The sequence below is a fragment of the Acinetobacter sp. SwsAc4 genome (assembly GCF_013391535.1).
In the GTDB taxonomy this organism is placed as follows: Bacteria; Pseudomonadota; Gammaproteobacteria; order Pseudomonadales; family Moraxellaceae; genus Acinetobacter.
On record NZ_JACAXC010000001.1, the window covers coordinates 196,059 to 215,879 of the forward strand.

16 protein-coding genes and 1 tRNA gene are annotated in these 19,821 nt (G+C 37.2%); 6 read left to right on the forward strand and 11 right to left on the reverse strand.

Going from position 1 to position 19,821, the window contains the following annotated elements:
- Positions 1-73 precede the first annotated feature (73 nt).
- The 4 genes from nudC to greB all read right to left on the reverse strand — a co-directional run bounded on the left by nudC (position 74) and on the right by greB (position 2,495).
- On the reverse strand, positions 74-847 hold the full coding sequence (gene nudC / locus HYG88_RS00915; RefSeq protein ID WP_005161545.1) for an NAD(+) diphosphatase: 774 nt from the start codon (positions 845-847) through the stop codon (positions 74-76).
- A gap of 97 nt (positions 848-944) precedes the next feature.
- A complete protein-coding gene (locus tag HYG88_RS00920; protein ID WP_034601686.1) occupies positions 945-1,208 on the reverse strand; it encodes a TIGR03643 family protein in 264 nt (87 codons plus the stop codon).
- 612 nt (positions 1,209-1,820) lie between these two features.
- Positions 1,821-1,910: transfer RNA gene (locus HYG88_RS00925), tRNA-Ser, on the reverse strand.
- Between the two features lie 96 nt (positions 1,911-2,006).
- Positions 2,007-2,495 carry a transcription elongation factor GreB gene (gene greB / locus HYG88_RS00930; RefSeq protein ID WP_178882404.1) on the reverse strand — a complete coding sequence of 163 codons (489 nt, stop codon included), beginning with the start codon at positions 2,493-2,495 and terminating at the stop codon, positions 2,007-2,009.
- A gap of 372 nt (positions 2,496-2,867) precedes the next feature.
- Here greB and HYG88_RS00935 point away from each other — a divergent pair, with 372 nt between their 5' ends.
- Entirely contained in the window at positions 2,868-3,977 is a 1,110-nt protein-coding gene (locus HYG88_RS00935) for a transglycosylase SLT domain-containing protein (protein ID WP_005161677.1), read from the forward strand.
- A 52-nt stretch (positions 3,978-4,029) separates the two neighbouring features.
- Here HYG88_RS00935 and HYG88_RS00940 read toward each other — a convergent pair whose 3' ends face one another.
- Together HYG88_RS00940 and ttcA are read right to left on the reverse strand one after the other, a co-directional pair.
- Positions 4,030-4,413 carry an SCP2 sterol-binding domain-containing protein gene (locus HYG88_RS00940; RefSeq protein WP_004660844.1) on the reverse strand — a complete coding sequence of 128 codons (384 nt, stop codon included), beginning with the start codon at positions 4,411-4,413 and terminating at the stop codon, positions 4,030-4,032.
- A gap of 199 nt (positions 4,414-4,612) precedes the next feature.
- Entirely contained in the window at positions 4,613-5,518 is a 906-nt protein-coding gene (ttcA, locus tag HYG88_RS00945) for a tRNA 2-thiocytidine(32) synthetase TtcA (protein WP_005161680.1), read from the reverse strand.
- Between the two features lie 493 nt (positions 5,519-6,011).
- On the opposite strand from ttcA, the gene HYG88_RS00950 reads away from it, so the two are divergent.
- Positions 6,012-6,872 (forward strand): lytic transglycosylase domain-containing protein, encoded by an 861-nt coding sequence (locus HYG88_RS00950; protein ID WP_005161682.1) that lies wholly within the window; start codon positions 6,012-6,014, stop codon positions 6,870-6,872.
- Positions 6,873-7,086: 214 nt separating this feature from the next.
- Positions 7,087-7,992: a protease HtpX gene (gene htpX / locus HYG88_RS00955; RefSeq protein ID WP_005161684.1), complete on the forward strand. Its 906-nt coding sequence runs from the start codon at positions 7,087-7,089 to the stop codon at positions 7,990-7,992.
- Positions 7,993-8,049: 57 nt separating this feature from the next.
- Here htpX and HYG88_RS00960 read toward each other — a convergent pair whose 3' ends face one another.
- Together HYG88_RS00960 and HYG88_RS00965 are read right to left on the reverse strand one after the other, a co-directional pair.
- Positions 8,050-8,643: a DUF4112 domain-containing protein gene (locus HYG88_RS00960; protein ID WP_005161686.1), complete on the reverse strand. Its 594-nt coding sequence runs from the start codon at positions 8,641-8,643 to the stop codon at positions 8,050-8,052.
- 172 nt (positions 8,644-8,815) lie between these two features.
- Positions 8,816-11,923 carry a multidrug efflux RND transporter permease subunit gene (locus tag HYG88_RS00965; protein WP_005161688.1) on the reverse strand — a complete coding sequence of 1,036 codons (3,108 nt, stop codon included), beginning with the start codon at positions 11,921-11,923 and terminating at the stop codon, positions 8,816-8,818.
- 309 nt (positions 11,924-12,232) lie between these two features.
- Between HYG88_RS00965 and HYG88_RS00970 the strand changes: the two genes are divergently transcribed.
- Together HYG88_RS00970 and HYG88_RS00975 are read left to right on the forward strand one after the other, a co-directional pair.
- Entirely contained in the window at positions 12,233-13,846 is a 1,614-nt protein-coding gene (locus tag HYG88_RS00970; protein WP_005161690.1) for a phosphoethanolamine transferase, read from the forward strand.
- Between the two features lie 164 nt (positions 13,847-14,010).
- On the forward strand, positions 14,011-15,144 hold the full coding sequence (locus HYG88_RS00975; RefSeq protein ID WP_005161692.1) for a glycerophosphodiester phosphodiesterase: 1,134 nt from the start codon (positions 14,011-14,013) through the stop codon (positions 15,142-15,144).
- 43 nt (positions 15,145-15,187) lie between these two features.
- On the opposite strand, the gene pnuC is transcribed toward HYG88_RS00975, so the two are convergent.
- Positions 15,188-15,760 carry a nicotinamide riboside transporter PnuC gene (pnuC, locus tag HYG88_RS00980; protein ID WP_005161695.1) on the reverse strand — a complete coding sequence of 191 codons (573 nt, stop codon included), beginning with the start codon at positions 15,758-15,760 and terminating at the stop codon, positions 15,188-15,190.
- Positions 15,761-16,038: 278 nt separating this feature from the next.
- Between pnuC and HYG88_RS00985 the strand changes: the two genes are divergently transcribed.
- Positions 16,039-17,643: a CocE/NonD family hydrolase gene (locus HYG88_RS00985; protein WP_178882405.1), complete on the forward strand. Its 1,605-nt coding sequence runs from the start codon at positions 16,039-16,041 to the stop codon at positions 17,641-17,643.
- A gap of 29 nt (positions 17,644-17,672) precedes the next feature.
- Here HYG88_RS00985 and HYG88_RS00990 read toward each other — a convergent pair whose 3' ends face one another.
- Positions 17,673-17,987, reverse strand: a complete 315-nt coding sequence (locus HYG88_RS00990; RefSeq protein ID WP_034602853.1) for a DUF5713 family protein — start codon at positions 17,985-17,987, stop codon at positions 17,673-17,675.
- 111 nt (positions 17,988-18,098) lie between these two features.
- Positions 18,099-19,718 (reverse strand): VWA domain-containing protein, encoded by a 1,620-nt coding sequence (locus tag HYG88_RS00995; RefSeq protein ID WP_178882406.1) that lies wholly within the window; start codon positions 19,716-19,718, stop codon positions 18,099-18,101.
- Positions 19,719-19,821: the final 103 nt, after the last annotated feature.

Sequence of the window (19,821 nt, forward strand, 5' to 3'; positions counted from 1 at the left end):
AATACTCGGATATCTGAATTATAAAATTGGCTTAATCCGCCCAAATAATGCTATTAAGTGAATCAATACAAGATTATAACCATTCACTCGTATCATCAGCGACTGCTGTACCATGAATGATATGCATGATCATGGCATAGGCAATACTGCCTTTAAATGGGATTTCTGGAAGTTGATCAAATTTAAAAAATTGAGCATCACTAAGCTCATCTTGCTGTAATTCAATTTCACCCGCGTGATAATCTGCTTTAAATGCAACCATCAAATTACTTGGAAATGGCCAAGGCTGACTTGCCAAATATTTTATATTTTTAATATGTAGGCCTACTTCCTCAAGTGTCTCACGTCGAACGGCATCTTCTAATGTTTCCCCTACCTCAACAAAACCCGCGATCAAACTATACATTTTCGTTTTATTTCGTGCATTTTTTGCGAGTAGTATTTCATCATCACCACGTGTAATAATCGTAATGACACATGGATTCACTTTTGGATATTGTGTATAGCCACAACTTGAGCAAACCATCGCAAACTGCTCAATGCTCTGGATAGTTTTAGTTCCGCATCGACCACAAAACTGATGATTACGTCGCCATTCAAGTAATTGAACAGCTCGACTTGCTTGCTCAAATTGCGTCTTATTCCAAAACTGTACTAATTGACGAATCGGTACAAAATCGAATCCTTCAGGAATGGTTTCATTTTCACATAAATCTCGAGCAATCACTTTATAATCACTTGATAACGCCAGATCGTTATGCAATCTTTCGACTTGAGGAAGTTGGAAATCTTGATCCACTAAAAGCTGCTGTTGTTGAAAAATATAAGCAATTGATAAATTAGACATTACTTTACCTTAGTGATATTCAATTGATCTATATAAATAAAATCTATACTGTAGAATTGGTTATGAATGAAAGCTTCTAATTTGTCACTGATCTTATTCAATGATGCTTGTATTGGCGTGAGCAGTAACCACGAGACACTTCAGGCGAACGCAATTGCAAATGTTTTGTCTTACGTCCACTTACTCTCTTCCGCCAAAGCTTAAAGCTATTGGTTTGTAAATGAAGCCGCATAAGTCGGATTACAGCTGATTCATTCAAACCATATTCACGAGAGATCGCTTCAAATGGGGTTCTGTCTTCCCAAGCCATTTCAATAATTCTAGATATATCACCATCGAGATATTGAGCTGTCTGAATCACAAAATCATCCTTATTTTTTAGAATTAAACTCAAAAATTCATGCAATAGATGACGATCAATCATCTGTTATCACAATTTAAATATTTGGATGATATTAAGATGTTATAGATGAAAAATTTGTGATTTTTTAAGATGAAGTAGTATAAGAAAATGATCTAAATAAGGGAGAAATTTAATCTCCCTTAAAACATAAGTGATTGATCTACAATTTTATATAATTCGTTTTATACGAGAGCAGTCTTTTTAGGATGTAACCTTGCTTAGGCTACTCAGAGATCAAAATTTTTTGACTTAAACAAACCATCGTAAACGGAACAGAATATTTACAGTATTGGATCATTAAAGTTAACCAGATTAAAAAAAGCCACATCTGGAAATGTGGCGAAAGGTGTAACTATACTTGTACGGCTTTAGCGTATTTTTAAGTTAACTGAATTAGCTTAAATCAAACTGAATTTATCAAACTCAAGAAAGTTCTCTGATCAGTAATGATCATATTAAGTAATAAGACATCAAATGTAATTAAATCCAAAGTTTGATGAGGGGTAGGTTGAGGGGTAAACACATAGATAAAAAAAAGCCCTTGTAACAACAAGGGCTTATTTAAATATTTGGCGGAAGCGGTGAGATTCGAACTCACGGAGGACTCACACCCTCGTCGGTTTTCAAGACCGGTGCATTAAACCGCTCTGCCACGCTTCCAATGGCGGCTATCATATAAATAAAAATTAGAATTGGCAAATCTTTTATTCAAAATAATCAATCAAATGCTCAAAATAAAATCAAAACAGTAAAAATTTAAGCATTTTTAGATTTTTCATAGCAAATTGAGTTGATATACCACACTTTTTTTCCTAATGGAGTAATGACTTCCACCTCATCATCCACCTCTTTGCTCAATAATGCACGTGCCATTGGAGACTCAATCGAAATATGCTGGGGATGATGATCATAAATTTCATCTATCCCCACAATCCGTAATTTCTTTTGCTCCCCGTCATCATTTTCAATCTCTACCCAAGCTCCAAAATAGACTTTTCCCTCCTGCTCAGGCACAAAGTCAACGATTTTCAATTCCTCTAAACGCTTACCCAGATAGCGAACACGACGATCTATTTTTCTAAGTAATTGTTTATTATATTGATAATCTGCATTTTCTGACCGATCTCCCAAACTTGCGGCCCAGTTTACCTTTTTGGTGATTTCTGGACGTTCGTCATGCCATAGTTTTTTTAATTCAGCAACCAGCAAGTCATGTCCATTACGTGTGATCAAGTTCGATTTCATATTTAAAAACGCTACAACAACAATCCATTTACAAGTTTTTGCATTGTATTCCTTATTTCAACACGACTAAAGTGTATAAATTTTATTCTTTTTCAAATCATATGTTTGTGATGTATTTCTCATATTTTTACTGATCAAAATTTGACAAGCTCCTTTTTGACGCTTAAGATGCGCCCCTAAGTTAGTTTTTTGTTTACTTTTTATACACCTTGTAAATGATGTGAAACATTTTCATCATTTTTCCATTAACCCAATGTCATTTTGAATGACGTTCATGACTTGCCCACCCCGATTTAATTTATCAACTTTTAGAAGTTGTGGTGAAGTTTCGCCTCAATTTTTAGGGCATAAATTACCTGTAGCGGAGACAACATGCACAGTAATTCAAGTTCTGGGTCTAGGCCTGGCCTTAACTCTTTATCTTCTAAACTTTCATTTCAAACGATGGTATTAGGAATTGCAATCCTTCCCTTTAATAGTTTGAACGCAGAAAAATCACATCAATACAACACGGTTGTAACCACCAATACATTAACGGTAGTTGCTGTTGAAAACCCAACAACTGTCTTTAAAGACGGGCAATTTTTGCATGGTTTTGGCTATGATTTAGCACGAAATTATGCACAGAGTTTAAATGTCAAACTCGATTTTAAAACGGTTCCTGATAATGCAACTGCGTTAAAATGGATTGCTCAAGGTAAAGCTAATCTTGCTATGACAACTGCAAATTTAGCAGCCATTGAAAGTAAACAACTTGTCTCTTTTTCTGCAAGTTGTGGTGATCAAGCTACTTTAAGTAAAAATGGATTAAATCCTCAACTCAATTGGGTACTTAAGCAAGCTGATGATCCGTTAACGCTCACTGCAAGTGGATTTGTTTGTCAAAGCAAACAGCTTGGTACAACCCAACAACTAGCTTCCTTTTATAATCGCAATGTGGTTAAACCTGAAGCATGGTCTACGATTCAAAAAGACCTGAACCAGCGTTTGCCAATTTATAAAGCAAGCTTTAAACAAAGTGCGTCTAAGTATAATTTAGATTGGCATTTGCTCGCTGCTATTGGCTATCAAGAGTCTTATCTTAAACCCACCTCGGTTTCTCCCACTGGTGTACGCGGTTTGATGATGTTGACCAATAGCACCGCTCAAGCAATGGGTGTGAGCAACCGATCTGATCCGATACAAAGTATTCAAGGTGGTGCAAAATATTTTGATCTAATGCTAGATCAATTTTCGAATGTCCCTTATCCAGACCGTAATTGGTATGCTTTGGTCGCCTATAACATGGGACCAGGTGCAGTCAATCAGATTCAAAACCGAATCAAAACCCAAGGAAAAAACCCAAATCAATGGGTAAATTTATATGATTATTTACAGCGTAACCAAGCGCGAAATGGTCGATATAAACAAGCAGTTCAATACGTGACACGTATTCGAACTTACTTAGAACATTTAAAGACCAACAGTCGTATTGATGTCTAAGTTGAAAATAAAAAAGCTTACCTCTCGGTAAGCTTTTTTATGAGAAAAGGACTTAAGCAGTTTGCTCAAGTACTTTCTTGAATAAATCTTTTTGTTCTTGGCTTGGCTTCGCCGTTTGTAAAGCCATAAGTTGAGACATATCGCCTTGTACTTTGATTTTACCAGTCATAAACGCTTGCATCGCAGCAGCCATATCAAACTCTAAAAATACTTTACGTAATGTTTCAGCATCCATATTTAAAGTTGTTTTAGCATTTGCAGACAAACCTTTTTGGATTTTACCAGCATCTAAGGCCAATTCGGTATTACCAGCCGCATCTGTTACAACTAAGTTAATCGCTAAATTCGCAAGTGCTGGTGGTAAATTTAAATCACCCGCTTCAGCAGTAAGTTTTTCAACAGTTGCAAACCAATCATCAGTTAAAAATGCAGCCATGATTATTCCTCAAATATATTTGTTCAATTTCTTGTGTCATCTATCCAGACAACATTAAATGAAGCAATTTGCTTGTGCCCTGTTATAGCACGTAATTTTTATTTTAGGCTATGGCTTTTTGTACGAAGAATTCACTTTTTAGCTCTTTTTTATAAAAAAAAGACACTTAAATAAGTGCCTTTTCAAAAAGTTTTACATTTTATTCAGCAGCGAAACTCAAGTTCACTACATCAAGACGATTTTTCATCTCTTCAGGGTCTTTCATATCAAATTCACGTTGCCCATCTAAGGCTTCGAAGTCAAACAATTCACGGTCAGCCAATTGTGAAGGCGATACATTCTGTAAGGCACCAAAGATGCTATGTAAACGTTTTGGATGTTGTTTATCCCATTCACGTAGCATGTCATTAATAATTGCACGTTGTAAGTTTTCTTGTGAACCACATAAGTTACATGGAATGATTGGGAACTTTCGTAGATCAGCATATTTAATAATGTCTTTTTCTTCGACATAAGCCAAAGGACGAATCAAGATATTCTTTTTATCTGAAGAAAGAAGTTTTGGTGGCATTGCCTTTAAGCTACCGCCATGGAATAAATTTAAAAAGAAAGTCGCCATAATGTCATCGCGATGATGACCTAATGCAACTTTGGTTGCACCGATTTCTTGTGCGAAGCCATATAACGAACCACGGCGTAGGCGTGAACATACCGCACAGTAGGTTTTACCTTCAGGCGTTAGGCGTTTAGTAATCGTATAAGTGTCTTTTTCAAGAATGTAATATGGAATGTTATTTTCTTCCATATAACGTGGTAAAACATCTTCAGGAAACCCTGGTTGTTTTTGATCAAGATTCACCGCAACAATATCAAAATTGATTGGTGCAATGCGCTTGAACTGCAACAGGATATCCAGCAAGGTGTAGCTGTCCTTACCACCTGAAACGCAGACCATGACCTTGTCGCCATCTTCGATCATGTTGTAATCACGAATTGCATGCCCTACTTGACGACGAAGCTTTTTCAACAGGCGATAATATGCCGAACTCGTCGGAAGCTCAGGCTTAAAATTAAATCCTTGGTTGGACTCCACTGGCGCGTACATAGACGTGATTTACTCATAAACAAAAATACCGCAAGATTTTATCCGATTCCGAAAAGATGCGCACCTAAAGAATTTTTCAATTTCGTGCAATCGTCATATTTCAGTTTCATACTGGTAAAATTCTGACCAAATTATGTCAAAACGGTCTGGATTGCTTATATTTCAAACTTTTCCACAGTTTTCCACAAAAGCTGTGGATAAAATTGTGGATTTCTTCGCTATTGACAAAGTATTTTTATGTGAGAACAAGGCTTACAATCAAATTGATCATTTTTTAATCAATGATTTTTAGTTAACAAAAACAATGCTTTAAATATGTCAAGACTTAGATTTTAAAAAAAATAATTTAATTTTTTTTGCTGAACATTCGCACAAATCGACTTGCTTTTTGTAAGACAGCGGAAATAAAAAAATTGTAGCTAAAGTTTTTTTTATGCTTTTTTTTGTTACACTACTGTGAACAACTCCATGCTCATCTTTTGTGAATATTATAATGATGGACAAAACAAAATATATTTTCGTTCTTTTTTTGGGGACAATCGGTTTTTTAAATACGACAGTATCTAGTTATGCTGGTCAAACCATTTATCAATTTAAAGATGATAATGGTACAACTTTGCTTACCAATAAAAAGAAAGCTGAATACAATCACCTAAAAGTGATTAAAGCGACCTATTATCCTGATAGCAATATTCACAGCTATAGTAACTGGGGCGCAAGTGAAGCCTCTGTTCTACCAAGTTATAGTCGTAATAAAAATGCTTTTGATCAAATGATCCGTCAAGCAGCGCAACAGCATGGTGTTTCAGAAGGTCTGATTAAAGCCGTTATGCATACTGAGTCAGGTTTTAATATTAATGCGCGATCCCCTGTCGGTGCTCAAGGATTAATGCAATTGATGCCTGCCACTGCACGGCGTTTTAATGTGAGTAATGCTTACGACCCTCAACAAAATATTTTTGGTGGTGCGAGATATCTAAGTTGGTTGTTAAAACGTTTTAATGGCAATACGCAACTTGCTATTGCTGCTTATAACGCTGGTGAAGGCAATATTGATAAATATGGTGGAATACCGCCATTTCGTGAAACACAAGATTATGTCCGTCGTGTCACAAGTCGTTTTCAAAATCTCTATTCATCAGGTCTAAGTTCAACTTCGAGTTCTAATAATGCAAATACTCAAGTGATTGCTCAATCGGCAAATTATACATCTTCAAATTCAGAAGCTGTGGCTGCACCTAAACAATATAGCCGTCAAATTATCACATTGGCCGATGGTACTTTTACAGATGCTCCAGGCACATATACCACAGCCAATGCAACTGCATCTGCACGAATCCGAGTAAGTGATTAAACAAAGAAATCACTTATTCTCACATCATGATTTTATTTGTTTTTTTTAAATAAATTAGTCGTTTCCCCCTTCTTAAAACACTTCTATTGTTTTATTAGCTTAATGTATCTACGCTCATTTTTTGCTTGAATTTTTAGGGTTCGCCCTGCATATTAGCGTTATGATTTATAATTTATAAATCAGATCAGTTTTTATTTATAAGAGGATTTTCTCAATGATGCGGATTGGTTTGTTCTTGCTGACCAACCTCGCGGTACTGGTTGTAGCTGGCATTATCTTGTCACTCTTCGGTGTCGGTAGTTACCATGGCGCGGGTGGCTTGAATCTAGGCAACCTTTTAGTCGTCTGTTTTGTCTTTGGTATGGTGGGTTCTTTAATTTCCTTATTCATGTCGAAGTGGATGGCGAAAAAAACCACTGGAACTGAATTAATTGACCCAAATGCTCCTCGTAGTCAAGCAGAAGCTTGGTTACTACAAGAAGTGGCACAACTTTCCCAACGTGCAGGTATTAAAATGCCTGAAGTTGGTATTTTCCCTTCTTACCAGTCCAATGCATTTGCGACAGGTTGGAATAAAAATGATGCTTTAGTCTCTGTTTCGACAGGCTTACTTGAGCGTATGAACAAAGATGAACTTCGTGCTGTACTTGCGCACGAAATCGGTCACGTTGCCAACGGCGATATGGTGACTCTTGCATTGATTCAAGGTGTAGTGAACGCCTTTGTGATGTTCTTTGCACGTATTGCAGGTGACTTTATTGACCGTAATGTGTTCGGTCGTGAAGATGGTGAAGCACCTGGTCTTGCTTATTTTGCTATTACGATTGTACTCGACATCGTATTTGGTATTTTGGCCTCTGCGATTGTAATGTGGTTCTCTCGTCAACGTGAATATCGCGCAGACGAAGCTGGTGCACGTTTAGCTGGCAAACAAGCAATGATTTCTGCTCTACTTCGTTTACAGGCAGAGTCAGAAATGCCAGATCAAATGCCAAAAGAAATGAAAGCATTTGCAATTGCTGAAGGTAAGGAACAAGGCTTTAGCTTAGCGGCTTTATTCCAAACGCACCCAACCATTGAACAACGTGTTACCGCTTTACAGCAATTAAATGTTCAATAATCAGTATCAGATAAATGATAAAGCCTCCGTTATGGAGGCTTTATTTTTGCTTAAAATCTAGTGTGCTTGGAAAGATTGATAAAACTGCCACAGATAACTCAAACCTGCCCAAACTGCAACAAGCAATAAAATGAGTACGGCAATACCCAATAAATCTGGGATACGTAACCAAATCCAACTTACGATCGGATTACGCCAGAAAGCTGAAGTTTTCTGCTTTTGTTCTAGGGATTCATGCAAGAATGGATGCACCACATGAATATCACTATGTACTTGATATTCCTCACGGATATGATCATGTACGATTTCCAGTGTTTTGCGACTTGGACGAATAAATACGTCAAATAAGGTACCGACAATCGGTACAAAACCCACCAACATATCCATAATTGCCAGTTTAACCACACCTTTCAATTTATGCTGTGGTACGCCCACTTCTCTGGCTTTTTTAAAAGCATATAGTGTTAAAATAAAACCTGCGATATCGCCCGCAAAGGGAATGGTACTCAATGCAGCATCTGCCCCGACTCCCTGTTTGGTAAAAGGAATCCGAACCAAACTATCCATGGTATTGGCAAATTTTGCTAAATCACGTTCAACAGCGATCGCTTGCTGCTGAGTTAATTTTTTTTGTTCTGTTGGAGCAGTCATTCACTCAACCTAAAAACCATGTTTATGCTTGAGAATAAAGCAGATTTTTCGTTTTGTCGGTACAATTATTATTACCAATCAGAATAAAATCATTGAAGCAATTAATAATTCAGGTCTATGAGCTTAACTCATAGACCTGATCATTCATTTGCACTGAATTTTAAAGATTGTCTTATTCAGTGGTTTCCAGTTTATGTTTAGGCTGGAACATACTGGCAACCAGTACAAACATAAATGGAATAAAGATCAGTACCAATATTGTCCCGAATATCACACCACCTAAAACACTGATACCAATTTCTTGACGGCTTACAGCCCCTGCTCCAAATGCAAAAACCAGTGGAATAACTCCCGCGCCAAATGCAAAAGACGTCATTAGAATAGGACGCAAACGCAGCCCTGCACCTTGTAGCGCTGCTTGAATGGCATTTTTTCCTTGTGCTTGGGCCATCGCTGCAAATTCAACAATCAAAATTGCATTTTTACAGGATAAGCCAATTGTTGTAAGTAAAGCGATCTGAAAGTAAACATCATTTGGTAAAGCAAAAATATGGGCAAAAATAATACTACCGCCAATCCCTAAAGGAATTGCGGTCATCACAGCCATAGGAATACGCAGACTTTCATACAACGCGGCTAAACATAGAAAAATAAATGCAATAGAAATTAAATATAGCCAAATTGCTTGATTAGTCGATTGCTGCTCTTGATAAGAAAGCCCAGTCCATAGCAAACCTAAGCCTTCTTGTTGGCCCACCAACTGTTCAATATCTTTCATGGCTTGGCCTGAAGATTGACCACTGACAACGTTAGCTTGTAATTGCAAAGCACTGTATCCCATATAGCGTTGCACAATGCTTGGTGTCCCTCCCCATGATGTCGTTGAAAATGAACTAAAAGGAACCATTTGATTTTGATTATTGCGTACTGACCAGCTATATAAGTCTGCAGGCTTAGAACGGAATGGTGCATCACCTTGTAAAATAACTTGTTTAATTCGACCACGGTCAATAAAGTCATTCACATATGTCCCACCCCATGCGGTCGACAAAGTACTATTAATTTCATTTAGATTTAAACCATTTGCCATCGCTTGCTTATGGTCAATCTTCACATTCAAAGTAGCTTTACTATCAGTAGATTGTTTATCTAAGTTTTCAAAACTTGAATATTTTTGTCCCAACTGTTGCAACTGTTTAAAACTTTGATCGAGGAATTGCTCACCTTGCCCATTAATATCCTGAATCCATAAATCCATTCCATCTGTTGCGCCTAATCCATTTACCGAAGCAGGCAACGTCACATTGATCTGTGCATCGGGAAATTGGCTAAAATATTTAAGTGCTCTCTTTCGAATAGCTTCAGCAGAGTTTTTCTTCCCAGTACGGTTGTCCCAATGATTTAATGAAACAAAGCCTTGTCCAAGATTTTGCCCTGTTCCAGAATTATTTCGTCCGTAACGAATAAGCACTAAATTGACATTTGCTTTTTCACTCTGAAGAAAATACTGACGAATTGCCTCACCGACCTCCTGACTTTTTGAAAGTGGCGCACTATCCACTAATTTAAATTGAACACTTAATATCCCTTGGTCTTCTTTTGGTAAAAAACTACTTTGTAGACTGCTATACAACAAAGCAAATACGGCAATTAATGCAATAAAAATCACAGATACAGAGATTTTATAACGAAGCATGGTTTGCACTAGAGATAAATACTTATTTTTAAGTGTGTCTATCCCGTTATTGAACTGAATCGCCCATGACTTAGGTTGATGGTTTGGCTTTAAAATCAAAGCACATAAAGCGGGTGTAAGCACCAAAGCCACTACTAAAGATAAGACCATCGCAGCAACCAAAGTGATTGAAAACTGACGATAGATAACCCCGATAGAACCAGCAAAAAATGACATTGGAATAAAAACGGCTGTTAACACCATGGTAATTCCAATCAATGCACCACTAATTTCTTGCATAGATTCAACGGCTGCTTCTTTGGGTGACAAATGCTGCTCATGCATAAGCCGTTCAACATTTTCCACTACAACAATTGCATCATCAACCAACAAACCAATCGCAAGCACCAATGCAAAAAGAGTTAAGGTATTAATACTAAATCCAAGTAATTCAAGTACAGCAAAAGTCCCTAAGATCACGATCGGTACAGTAATACTTGGAATAAGCGTCGCACGCCAACTTTGAAGAAAAAGAAACATGACTAAAATAACTAAACCAATTGCTTCGACAAGTGTTTTAATTACCTCTTTAATAGATTCTTGCACAAAGGGAGTATTATCTCTTGGATAAACGATCTTATACCCTGTTGGAAGCTTGCTAGAGAGTTCATCTAGAGTCTGATGAATAAGTTTAGATGTTTGAATTGCGTTGGCACCAGAAGATAAAGAAATACCAAGACCTGCAGCTGGATAACCATTGATCGTATTAAATGATTGATAATTTTCTGCCCCTAATTCAATCCGAGCAATATCTTTTAATTGAACAAAACTTCCAGATACATCTGATTTCACAATAATTTGTTCAAAGTCTTGAATGGTCTTTAAGCGAGAACCTGCTGTTACTTTTGCATTCAAGTATTGACCTTGAACAACGGGCAAATCGCCGATCGCACCTGCTGCCACCTGTGTATTTTGAGTAGTAATCGCGGTAACGACATCATTTGGAATTAAATTATATTGAGTCAATTTATTTGGATCTAGCCAAATTCGCATTGCATACTGCGATCCAAAAATATCTGTTTCACCGACGCCATCAATCCGATTTAAATTATCAAGGACATGTGTAGATAGATAATCAGACAACGCAATATTATTTGCTTGCCCTGTACTGTCATACAGTCCAATCACCATAAAGGTATCACCCAAGGACTTAGTGACATTAACTCCCTGCCGTTGTACCGCATCTGGGAGACGGCGTATCACACCACTAATTTTATTTTGTACTTGAACCTGTGCTGTATCGGGATTTGTGCCATTTTCAAAACTAATCGTAATACGGCTACGACCAGCTGCATCGCTGGTTGAACTAAAGTACAGTAAATGATCAAGCCCTTGGATTTGTTGCTCTAAAACTTGAGTTACACTTTGTTCAACTGTTTTGGCATCAGCACCACTATAGTTGGTCGATACTGTAATTTTCGGTGGAGCAATATCAGGATAACGTTCAACTGGCAAATTCAGAATTGCCAGTATTCCTAATGCCATCACAATAATGGCAAGCACACCTGCGAAAATTGGACGCTCAATAAAAAATTTAGATAGCATGGCTGCTCATTCCATCGTGGAAACAGTCAATTTTTTCAAAAAGATAGGAAAATAGAGGGACTTTCAATCTACGATCATTACCGAGCTTTCAAGGAAACACCATCCTTATTAACATATCATTGCAAAAAGCGAAAATTACGGAGAAATAATGAATTTTTTATTGATCATCAGCATATTTCATCGAAAACAAATGAGGTCAAAAATTTAATTTACTATCCTATCAAATACTTCTTAATTTTAGATTGACACTCCACTCACTTAAACCGATAGTAGCACGCTCTCCGTTGCTCCCTTATTTTTTAGGCATATATGAAGGCCAATTTTAAACATTTTAATATTCTGCTCCTAATTCTATTACCCGCATTAATTACTGGGGGGTTACTCAGTATTGCTGGCAATTTGTCTGATGGTTTAAGACTGGGATTTCTTTCTTTGCCAGGTGTAGGTTTAATTTGGCTTGCGATTAAAACACAAAAAAAATATTGGTATGGACTTACAGTTTTATGGTGGTTTGCGACTTGGCTTGATGTACTATTGCGTTCGAGTACGTGGTTTTTATTTGATAGTGATAATGAAGCCTATTTTATTATTGAAGCAATTGCTAATACCAGTCAGCAGGAAACGTGGGAATTCATACAACTACACTTAAGCACAATCTTAAGTGTGATTTTTAGTCTACTTTGCTTGCTAATTATTTACAGTATTTCTACTTTCAAACTGATTAAAGCTCACCATCTTGATCAGATGTGGCAGAGTCGAATTTATCGTAGTTGTATCGTTTTACTTGTTCTATTAACAATAACAAGCTATTTAATGAAGCCATCACGTAAAGTTCATCCTATCATTTTTTGGTCAGACTATCAAACAAAACTTCAGGATTTTAAAAATAGAATTAAGCAACATCAAAATGTACACCGACAATGGGACATCAGTGCAAAGCAAAATTTAACTTTAACAAAAAAACAGGATGAGAAACAAACACATGTGTTAGTTCTCTCAGAGAGCTTAACAAGTTTAAATTTAGGTGTTTGTGATTATCAACGCGAGACGACTCCACAATTAGCAAAAAAACTTGATGAGTTAAAAATCTTTTGTAATGCATTTTCACCGTCACCTTCAACGATCAATGCGCTACGTGTTTTATTGACTGAAAGTCCTGCATCTGCGCATGATCAATATTCTTCGGAAAGCGTTTTAGCTTACGCTCGCGCGGCAGGCTATAAGATTTATTGGTTAAGCAATCAAGATGATAGTTATTTATCTTCATTATTTGGTTCTTATGCAGATACGGCTGTTTATAAAAATACACGATCAGGAAGAAGTAGTCATTCATTAGATGAAAAGCTTATTCCCGTTTATCAACAAGCTCTTGCAGATCCGGATCCTAAAAAACTGATTATTCTTCATTTGATTGGCGCACATCCAAATTACCAAGAACGTTACCCATTAGCGTTTAATAAATTTACTGGAGACAGTAATGATGCTGTCGAACTCGACCTCAAGAATCGTAATATTGATCCTTGGGTTCGTTCACTACGCAATGATTATGATAATGCAGTATTATATGAAGACTCGTTGCTTGCCAGATTTTTAGACGATCTAAAGGCTGATAATAATTCTGATTTTAGATCTTTTATGGTCGTTTCAGATCATGGAAATGAAGTTGGTCATGAAATTGACTATGCTGGTCACAGCCCGAATACAAAAGCGGGATACCAAGTTCCTGTGATTATGTGGCATGACAATATGCAAGTCACGGGTGTCAATAAAGAAAAAATGCTTAATACAGCAGAACTCGATAACAACTTAATGCATATCATGGGTCTTAAAAATAAAACTGCTTCACCGCAATCTTATTGGTTAGATCGTGATTATCGTTTTACGCCTGAAGTAAATTGGCCTTATTGGAAACAGAAGTCATAATCTCCCTCCAGACCCCGCTTTATCAAAGCCTAAAATCAGATATTGGATTTCAAACATTCAGTTAAAAAAATCATTATTTTCATAAAATTATCATCTAATTGTCATCCATTTGATAAATTAAAACGGCAAGATCAATGCTTTAAGAAAAACTAATGAGTTAAATTATGTTCAAAAAAGTATTGGTCTGTATTAGCTTGATCGGTCTGACAGCTTGCAATGATGACAACAAAGATCAACAAAGCACGGCGCAACCTGAACCTCAATTACCACAAGTGATTGGACATCGTGGCGCGAGCGCACTTCGTCCAGAACATACACTCGCATCCTATCAAAAAGCGATTGATGATGGTGCTGATTTTATTGAACCAGATTTGGTATCAAGCAAAGACGGCATATTGGTTGCTCGCCATGAAAATGAGATCAGCGGCACAACCAATGTTGCAACGCTTCCTCAATTTGCAGACCGTAAAAAAACTAAAATTATTGATGGCGTGAGTTTAACAGGTTGGTTTACTGAAGATTTTACTTTGGCCGAGCTAAAACAGCTCAAAGCACGTGAGCGTATTCCCCAGTATCGTGCTGCCAATACGCAATATAATGATCAATTTGAAATCCCGACACTCGATGAAATCATTGATTTAGCTGCAAAGCATTATCAAAAAACGGGCAAAATTATTGGTCTTTATCCAGAAACCAAACACCCAACCTATTTCCAAAAACAGAATTTGGCTATGGAAGATACTTTGTTAAAAACCTTATCCAAATACCAATATAGCCGCGATATTGCGCCTATTTATTTACAGTCTTTTGAAGTTGGCAATCTAAAATATTTAAAAAATCAACTCGATTTACACAAGAGTGTTAAGCATGCACAATTGATTCAGCTCTATGATTCACCTGAAGCAAGACCAGCAGATTATGTTGCACAAAACAATCCTAAAACCTATGCAGATCTAGCAACGGCACAAGGCCTCAAAGACGTTTCGGCCTATGCGAATGGTGTAGGTCCATGGAAAGTCTATGTCTTTAAAGATGCAGCAATGACACAGACCACCTCTTTTATTGCAGATGCCCATAAAGTCAATTTAAAAGTACATCCTTATACCTTCCGCCCTGAAAATAATTTCCTACCAGACAGCTTAAAATGTAGTAAGGATACGTCCAAAGCAGCCGAGCGTTGTGAGTCTGGTTCAATCAAGGAAATGCAACTTTACTTCAAGGCTGGCGTAGATGGTGTATTTACTGATGATCCAGCATTAGGTCGTCAGGCAGTACAAAGTTATCAAGCAACTAAATAAGTCAAAGTAGTGAATAAGGGCAGTTGTTCTACTGCTCTTATTTTTAAGAAAGAGTAAGTTGCTTGTGTTTGACTTGTTCCCATTGCCACCAACCATATGCAGCCAACAACACAAAAGCGGCATACAATCCTGCGGTTAAAAATAATTCTTTATAAATAAACATACCTACATAGACAATATCGACAAATACCCAAAGTACCCAAGTTGCGATATGTTTACGACTTGTCCAATAGGTTGCCAGTAAACTAAAAGCAGCGAGTTGGGCATCTAATAACGGTACAGCAGCATCGGTAAAATGTTTAAGCGTTAAACCAAACAATAATCCACCGATTGCTGCTAAACACATTTGCATCAATACCATTTTGGCTGCAATTGGTTCGATCCGAATCTCATGGTCTTGGCGTTTACCTTTCAGCCAATAATAAAAACCATAGAAATTAATCAGCATAAATAAGAATTGTAAAATCGTTTCGCCGTATAATTTAAAGGTGAAAAAAAGGTAAGCATATAAAATAAATGCCAAAAAATTAAACCACCAACACCACATATTCCGTTTTATCGTGAGCGCAACACCGATCACACTAATAATAACGGCAATAATTTCTAAAGAAGACAAGAGCAAACTACTTTGAAAATCCGAATGACAACATTATGGAAATATTCTTTATTTAAGCAAGCCAAAAAATCTTGATCTGATGCGCTTCTATTCGCCATATTTTTAAAGCTTTAACGCCAAAGGTTATTTTTCACTCAAGCCCACATCGAATTAAATAGTATAAAACTGATAGGTCAATAAAATGACCTATCCTTTATAGTCTCAATCCGTTTCACACTGTAAACTACATACCATCCAATTAGAATTTCTCACAGATTTGCTCAAGGATGAAAGAATCTATGCGTTCAAATATTTTATGGCTTTGCTTTGGCATTTTTTTGCTATTACAAGGTTGTGTCAATGCGGCAATTCAACCTCAAAAAATTCAATCTCAACCAACAGAATTAAAACAACGTTATTTTCAAGCAAAAACAATCGCATCAGATGGAACAATCATTGCGTTTACAGTGTATCAACCACATTTAAAAGCAGGACAAACAGCTCCTTTGCTGCTACATACCCATGGTTTTGGTTTATCTCGAATGAAAAGACCAGAATTAAGCTTGTATGGTTTTTTACTTCCGACGGGTCAAGTAGCCAAAACAGCGTGGAAAAATGGCTATTGGGTCATCAGCTATGATCAACGTGGTCATGGAAATAGTCAGGGTAAAATTCGCTTAACCGATCCTGAAAAAGAAGCTCAAGATGTCATTAACATCATGAACTGGGCTGAAAAAAACTTGCCACAACTGGCACAAAATCAAAATGGTGTTCGTACAGGTATGATTGGCGAATCTTATGCAGGCGGTGTGCAATACATTGCTTCTGCTCTAGACCCTCGCCTACAAGCAATTGTACCAATCACAACTTGGCATGATATCGTCGATAGCCTTGTACCCAATGGCGTTCCCAAAGGAGATTGGCTAAGTTTCTTGAATTTGATTGGTGACTGGTGGAACTGGAACAAATTTGATCCCGAACTTAAACAAGCTTATCAAGATATCCAACAAGGTCAGTTGAAACAATCAACTTATGATTTACTAAAGACACATCAAGCTAGTTGGTTTTGTGAAAATGCTCAAGCGCCAAAAGCAGATGCGCTCATTATCCAAGGCTTTAGAGATGTATTATTTCCTTTTAATGAAGGCGTTAAAGCGGCTCAATGTATTCAGAAATCGCAGCATGAAGTCCATTTAATCGGCGTACAAGGCGGACATTTACAACCATTTGCACAGCGTTCCCCATTGGGTGATACTCCTTTTTGGTATATTGGGAAATCTGTTGCCTGTGGGAATCAAAAGCAATATAAATTACAAGACACGATCATGGGATGGTTTGATCAAAAACTCAAAGACCAAACTGCAACAATTGATTTACCAGAATTATGTGTCGACAAAAGTCCGGTCTATAAGTTCAAAGATTTGGATGCAAAAACACAATACACGTTAAATAGAACTTGGATTGAACCTCAGAATTCGCAAGCTGTGTTTGTTCCGATCCATACAATAACTGAATTGGCACATCTCACAGGTACACCACAACTCAATTTAAAGATCGAAACGCCAAATAATAAAGTAGAACCAACACTATTTATTTCTATGGCCATTAAATCTGAAAAAACGGGTAAATATGCTATTTTAAATGATCAAACAACAGCATTAAATCCAAGCAAAAAACATACTTTTGATCAAGTTATTTCTCATAAAAATTCAGCATCGAAAGGAAATCAAACTATTGAATTACCTAGTATTAATGGACGTTTGAACAAAGGCGATACTTTAGGCTTACTGATTCAGACCGAAAGTATTTATTATCAAAAAATTAAACAACCTAAAATTGAAGCATGGATTTCAGGTCAAATTACTTTACCTAAATTTTGGAGTGAGATTTCAAATAAGGAATGATCATAATTTCTAAATATCGAGAGTGAATTTTACCACTCTCGATTTGCAATCAATTGTTCCATTTCAATCTCAAAATAACCTGCTTCTTGCACAATCATCATCATAGCTTCAGCAATGTAATCCGCAGCCGTATCATCTAAACTTGAATCTAGGTCTTCAAACTGGGGTTTCATCTCATTAATTGCGATCATTGTATGATGAGCAAAATGATATATTTCTGCTTCAGTTAAACCAGAACGACCCACCTTTTTGGAAAAGTGTTTAATCTGTTGTTTAACTTCGGCAACGAGAATGTCAGGATAATATTCATCATCAAACATGGGGAGAAGGAGATCTTCAAACATAAATAAAATAATATGCCAATAAAACGCCATGCTTATAACATAATCCCATACAAATCACGATATTTCGACATAAAAAAAGCGATCTTTCCGACCGCTTTTAAAAAAGATAATTTAGTCTTTTTTAGCACTTAAACTTTTTGCGATCTTGGCAAGCTCTATAAATTCCTCACGCATTTGGTAAAGATCTGGTTTTGCAGCTTGCTGGGCTAACTGAATAATTTGATCCCACCCCATAGCAGCATTGTATTGCCCACCTTTTAGCTGCTGGGCATAGGAAGCCACCGCAATCGCAAAACGAGTATCGCTATTGGCCTGAGCAAGGGACTTACTTTGCGCTTTTACAGCTTGGTTTAAAAGAATGCTCTTCTCTTGATTTGGCAATTTATAGCGCAAATTTACAAACGCATATTCAGATTTTTTCGTTGTATCTGTTTTTGTTGATGCCTGATAACGTGAATCATTGAGCCAGCCTTGCTGCCCCACTGGAATGATTTCATAAATTGCCGTAACGTTATGCCCTGCCCCGATATCGCCCGCATCAACTTTATCGTTATTGAAATCTTCCTGTTTCAACATCCGATTTTCATAGCCGACTAAGCGATATTCTTTTACCGTAGCAGGATTAAACTCCACCTGAATTTTTACATCCTGAGCAACCGTTGCCAGTGTTGACGAAAGCTGACGTTGTACCACTTTTTTCGCTTCATTTTTATTATCAATATAGCTGTAATTACCATCTCCTGCATCCGCCAGTTGCTCCATCAACTGCTCATTATAATTTCCTGTCCCAAATCCCAATGTCGTTAAAGAAATACCACTTTTACGTTTCTCAGCCACCATCCCTTTTAAAGTACTAAAGTCAGTAATACCTACATTAAAGTCGCCATCAGTTGCCAATAAAATGCGATTGATTCCATTCTTCACAAAGGCTTTTTCAGCTTGTTTATAAGCCAGTTGAATTGCCTGTTCGCCTGCGGTTGCCCCACTTGCCTGTAATTCATTAATGACGGTTAAAATTTTGTCTTTTTGATCACCAGAAGTGGGTGCTAAAATGAGTTTCTCACCACTAGCATAAGTAATAATCGTGACTTTATCTTGAGGTCGCAATTGCTCGGTCAATAATCTAAGAGTTTGCTTAACCAAGGGTAATTTATCTGCTGCATCCATACTACCGGAAACATCAACCAAGAATACCAAATTGGCTGGTGGTAACTGTTTGGTTGCCATGTCTTTGGCTTGAATCCCGATTTTGATCAGTTTGGCATTTTCTTTCCACGGTGAATCAACAATTTCAGTCGTGACCGAGAATGGGTGAATGCTGTTTGGCTGCGGATATTGATAATCAAAGTAGTTAATCATTTCCTCAGCACGAACCGCATCGACTGGTGGCAAACGCCCATCATTCAGGAAACGGCGGGTATTGCTATAACTGCCTGTATCGACATCAATGCTAAAAGTTGAAACTGCCTGATCTGCAACCCGATAAATAGGATTGACCTCATTCTTTTGATATTTTTCAGTATTCTGTTCTAGCCGCACGCTTTCTGGACTAGGCATTGCCGCCATGTACGCAGCAGGAGCAATCATCTTTCGGGTACTATCCGCTGCCATATTAGACATAACCAAAGATGCAGGAGCGACTACATGGCTACGTTCCTTTACGGGATTACCACAGGCGATCATCATGGAACTTAGCAAGGTTAAGGTCAGTATTTTTGTAGATTGATGCATAATAAAATCCCCCAATTTTATGTCTTTTAAATGAATGACAAGATTGAAGTGATTGTATGCAAAAAGATAAAGATACATCGTATTGGAATGTATTTTTATCTTC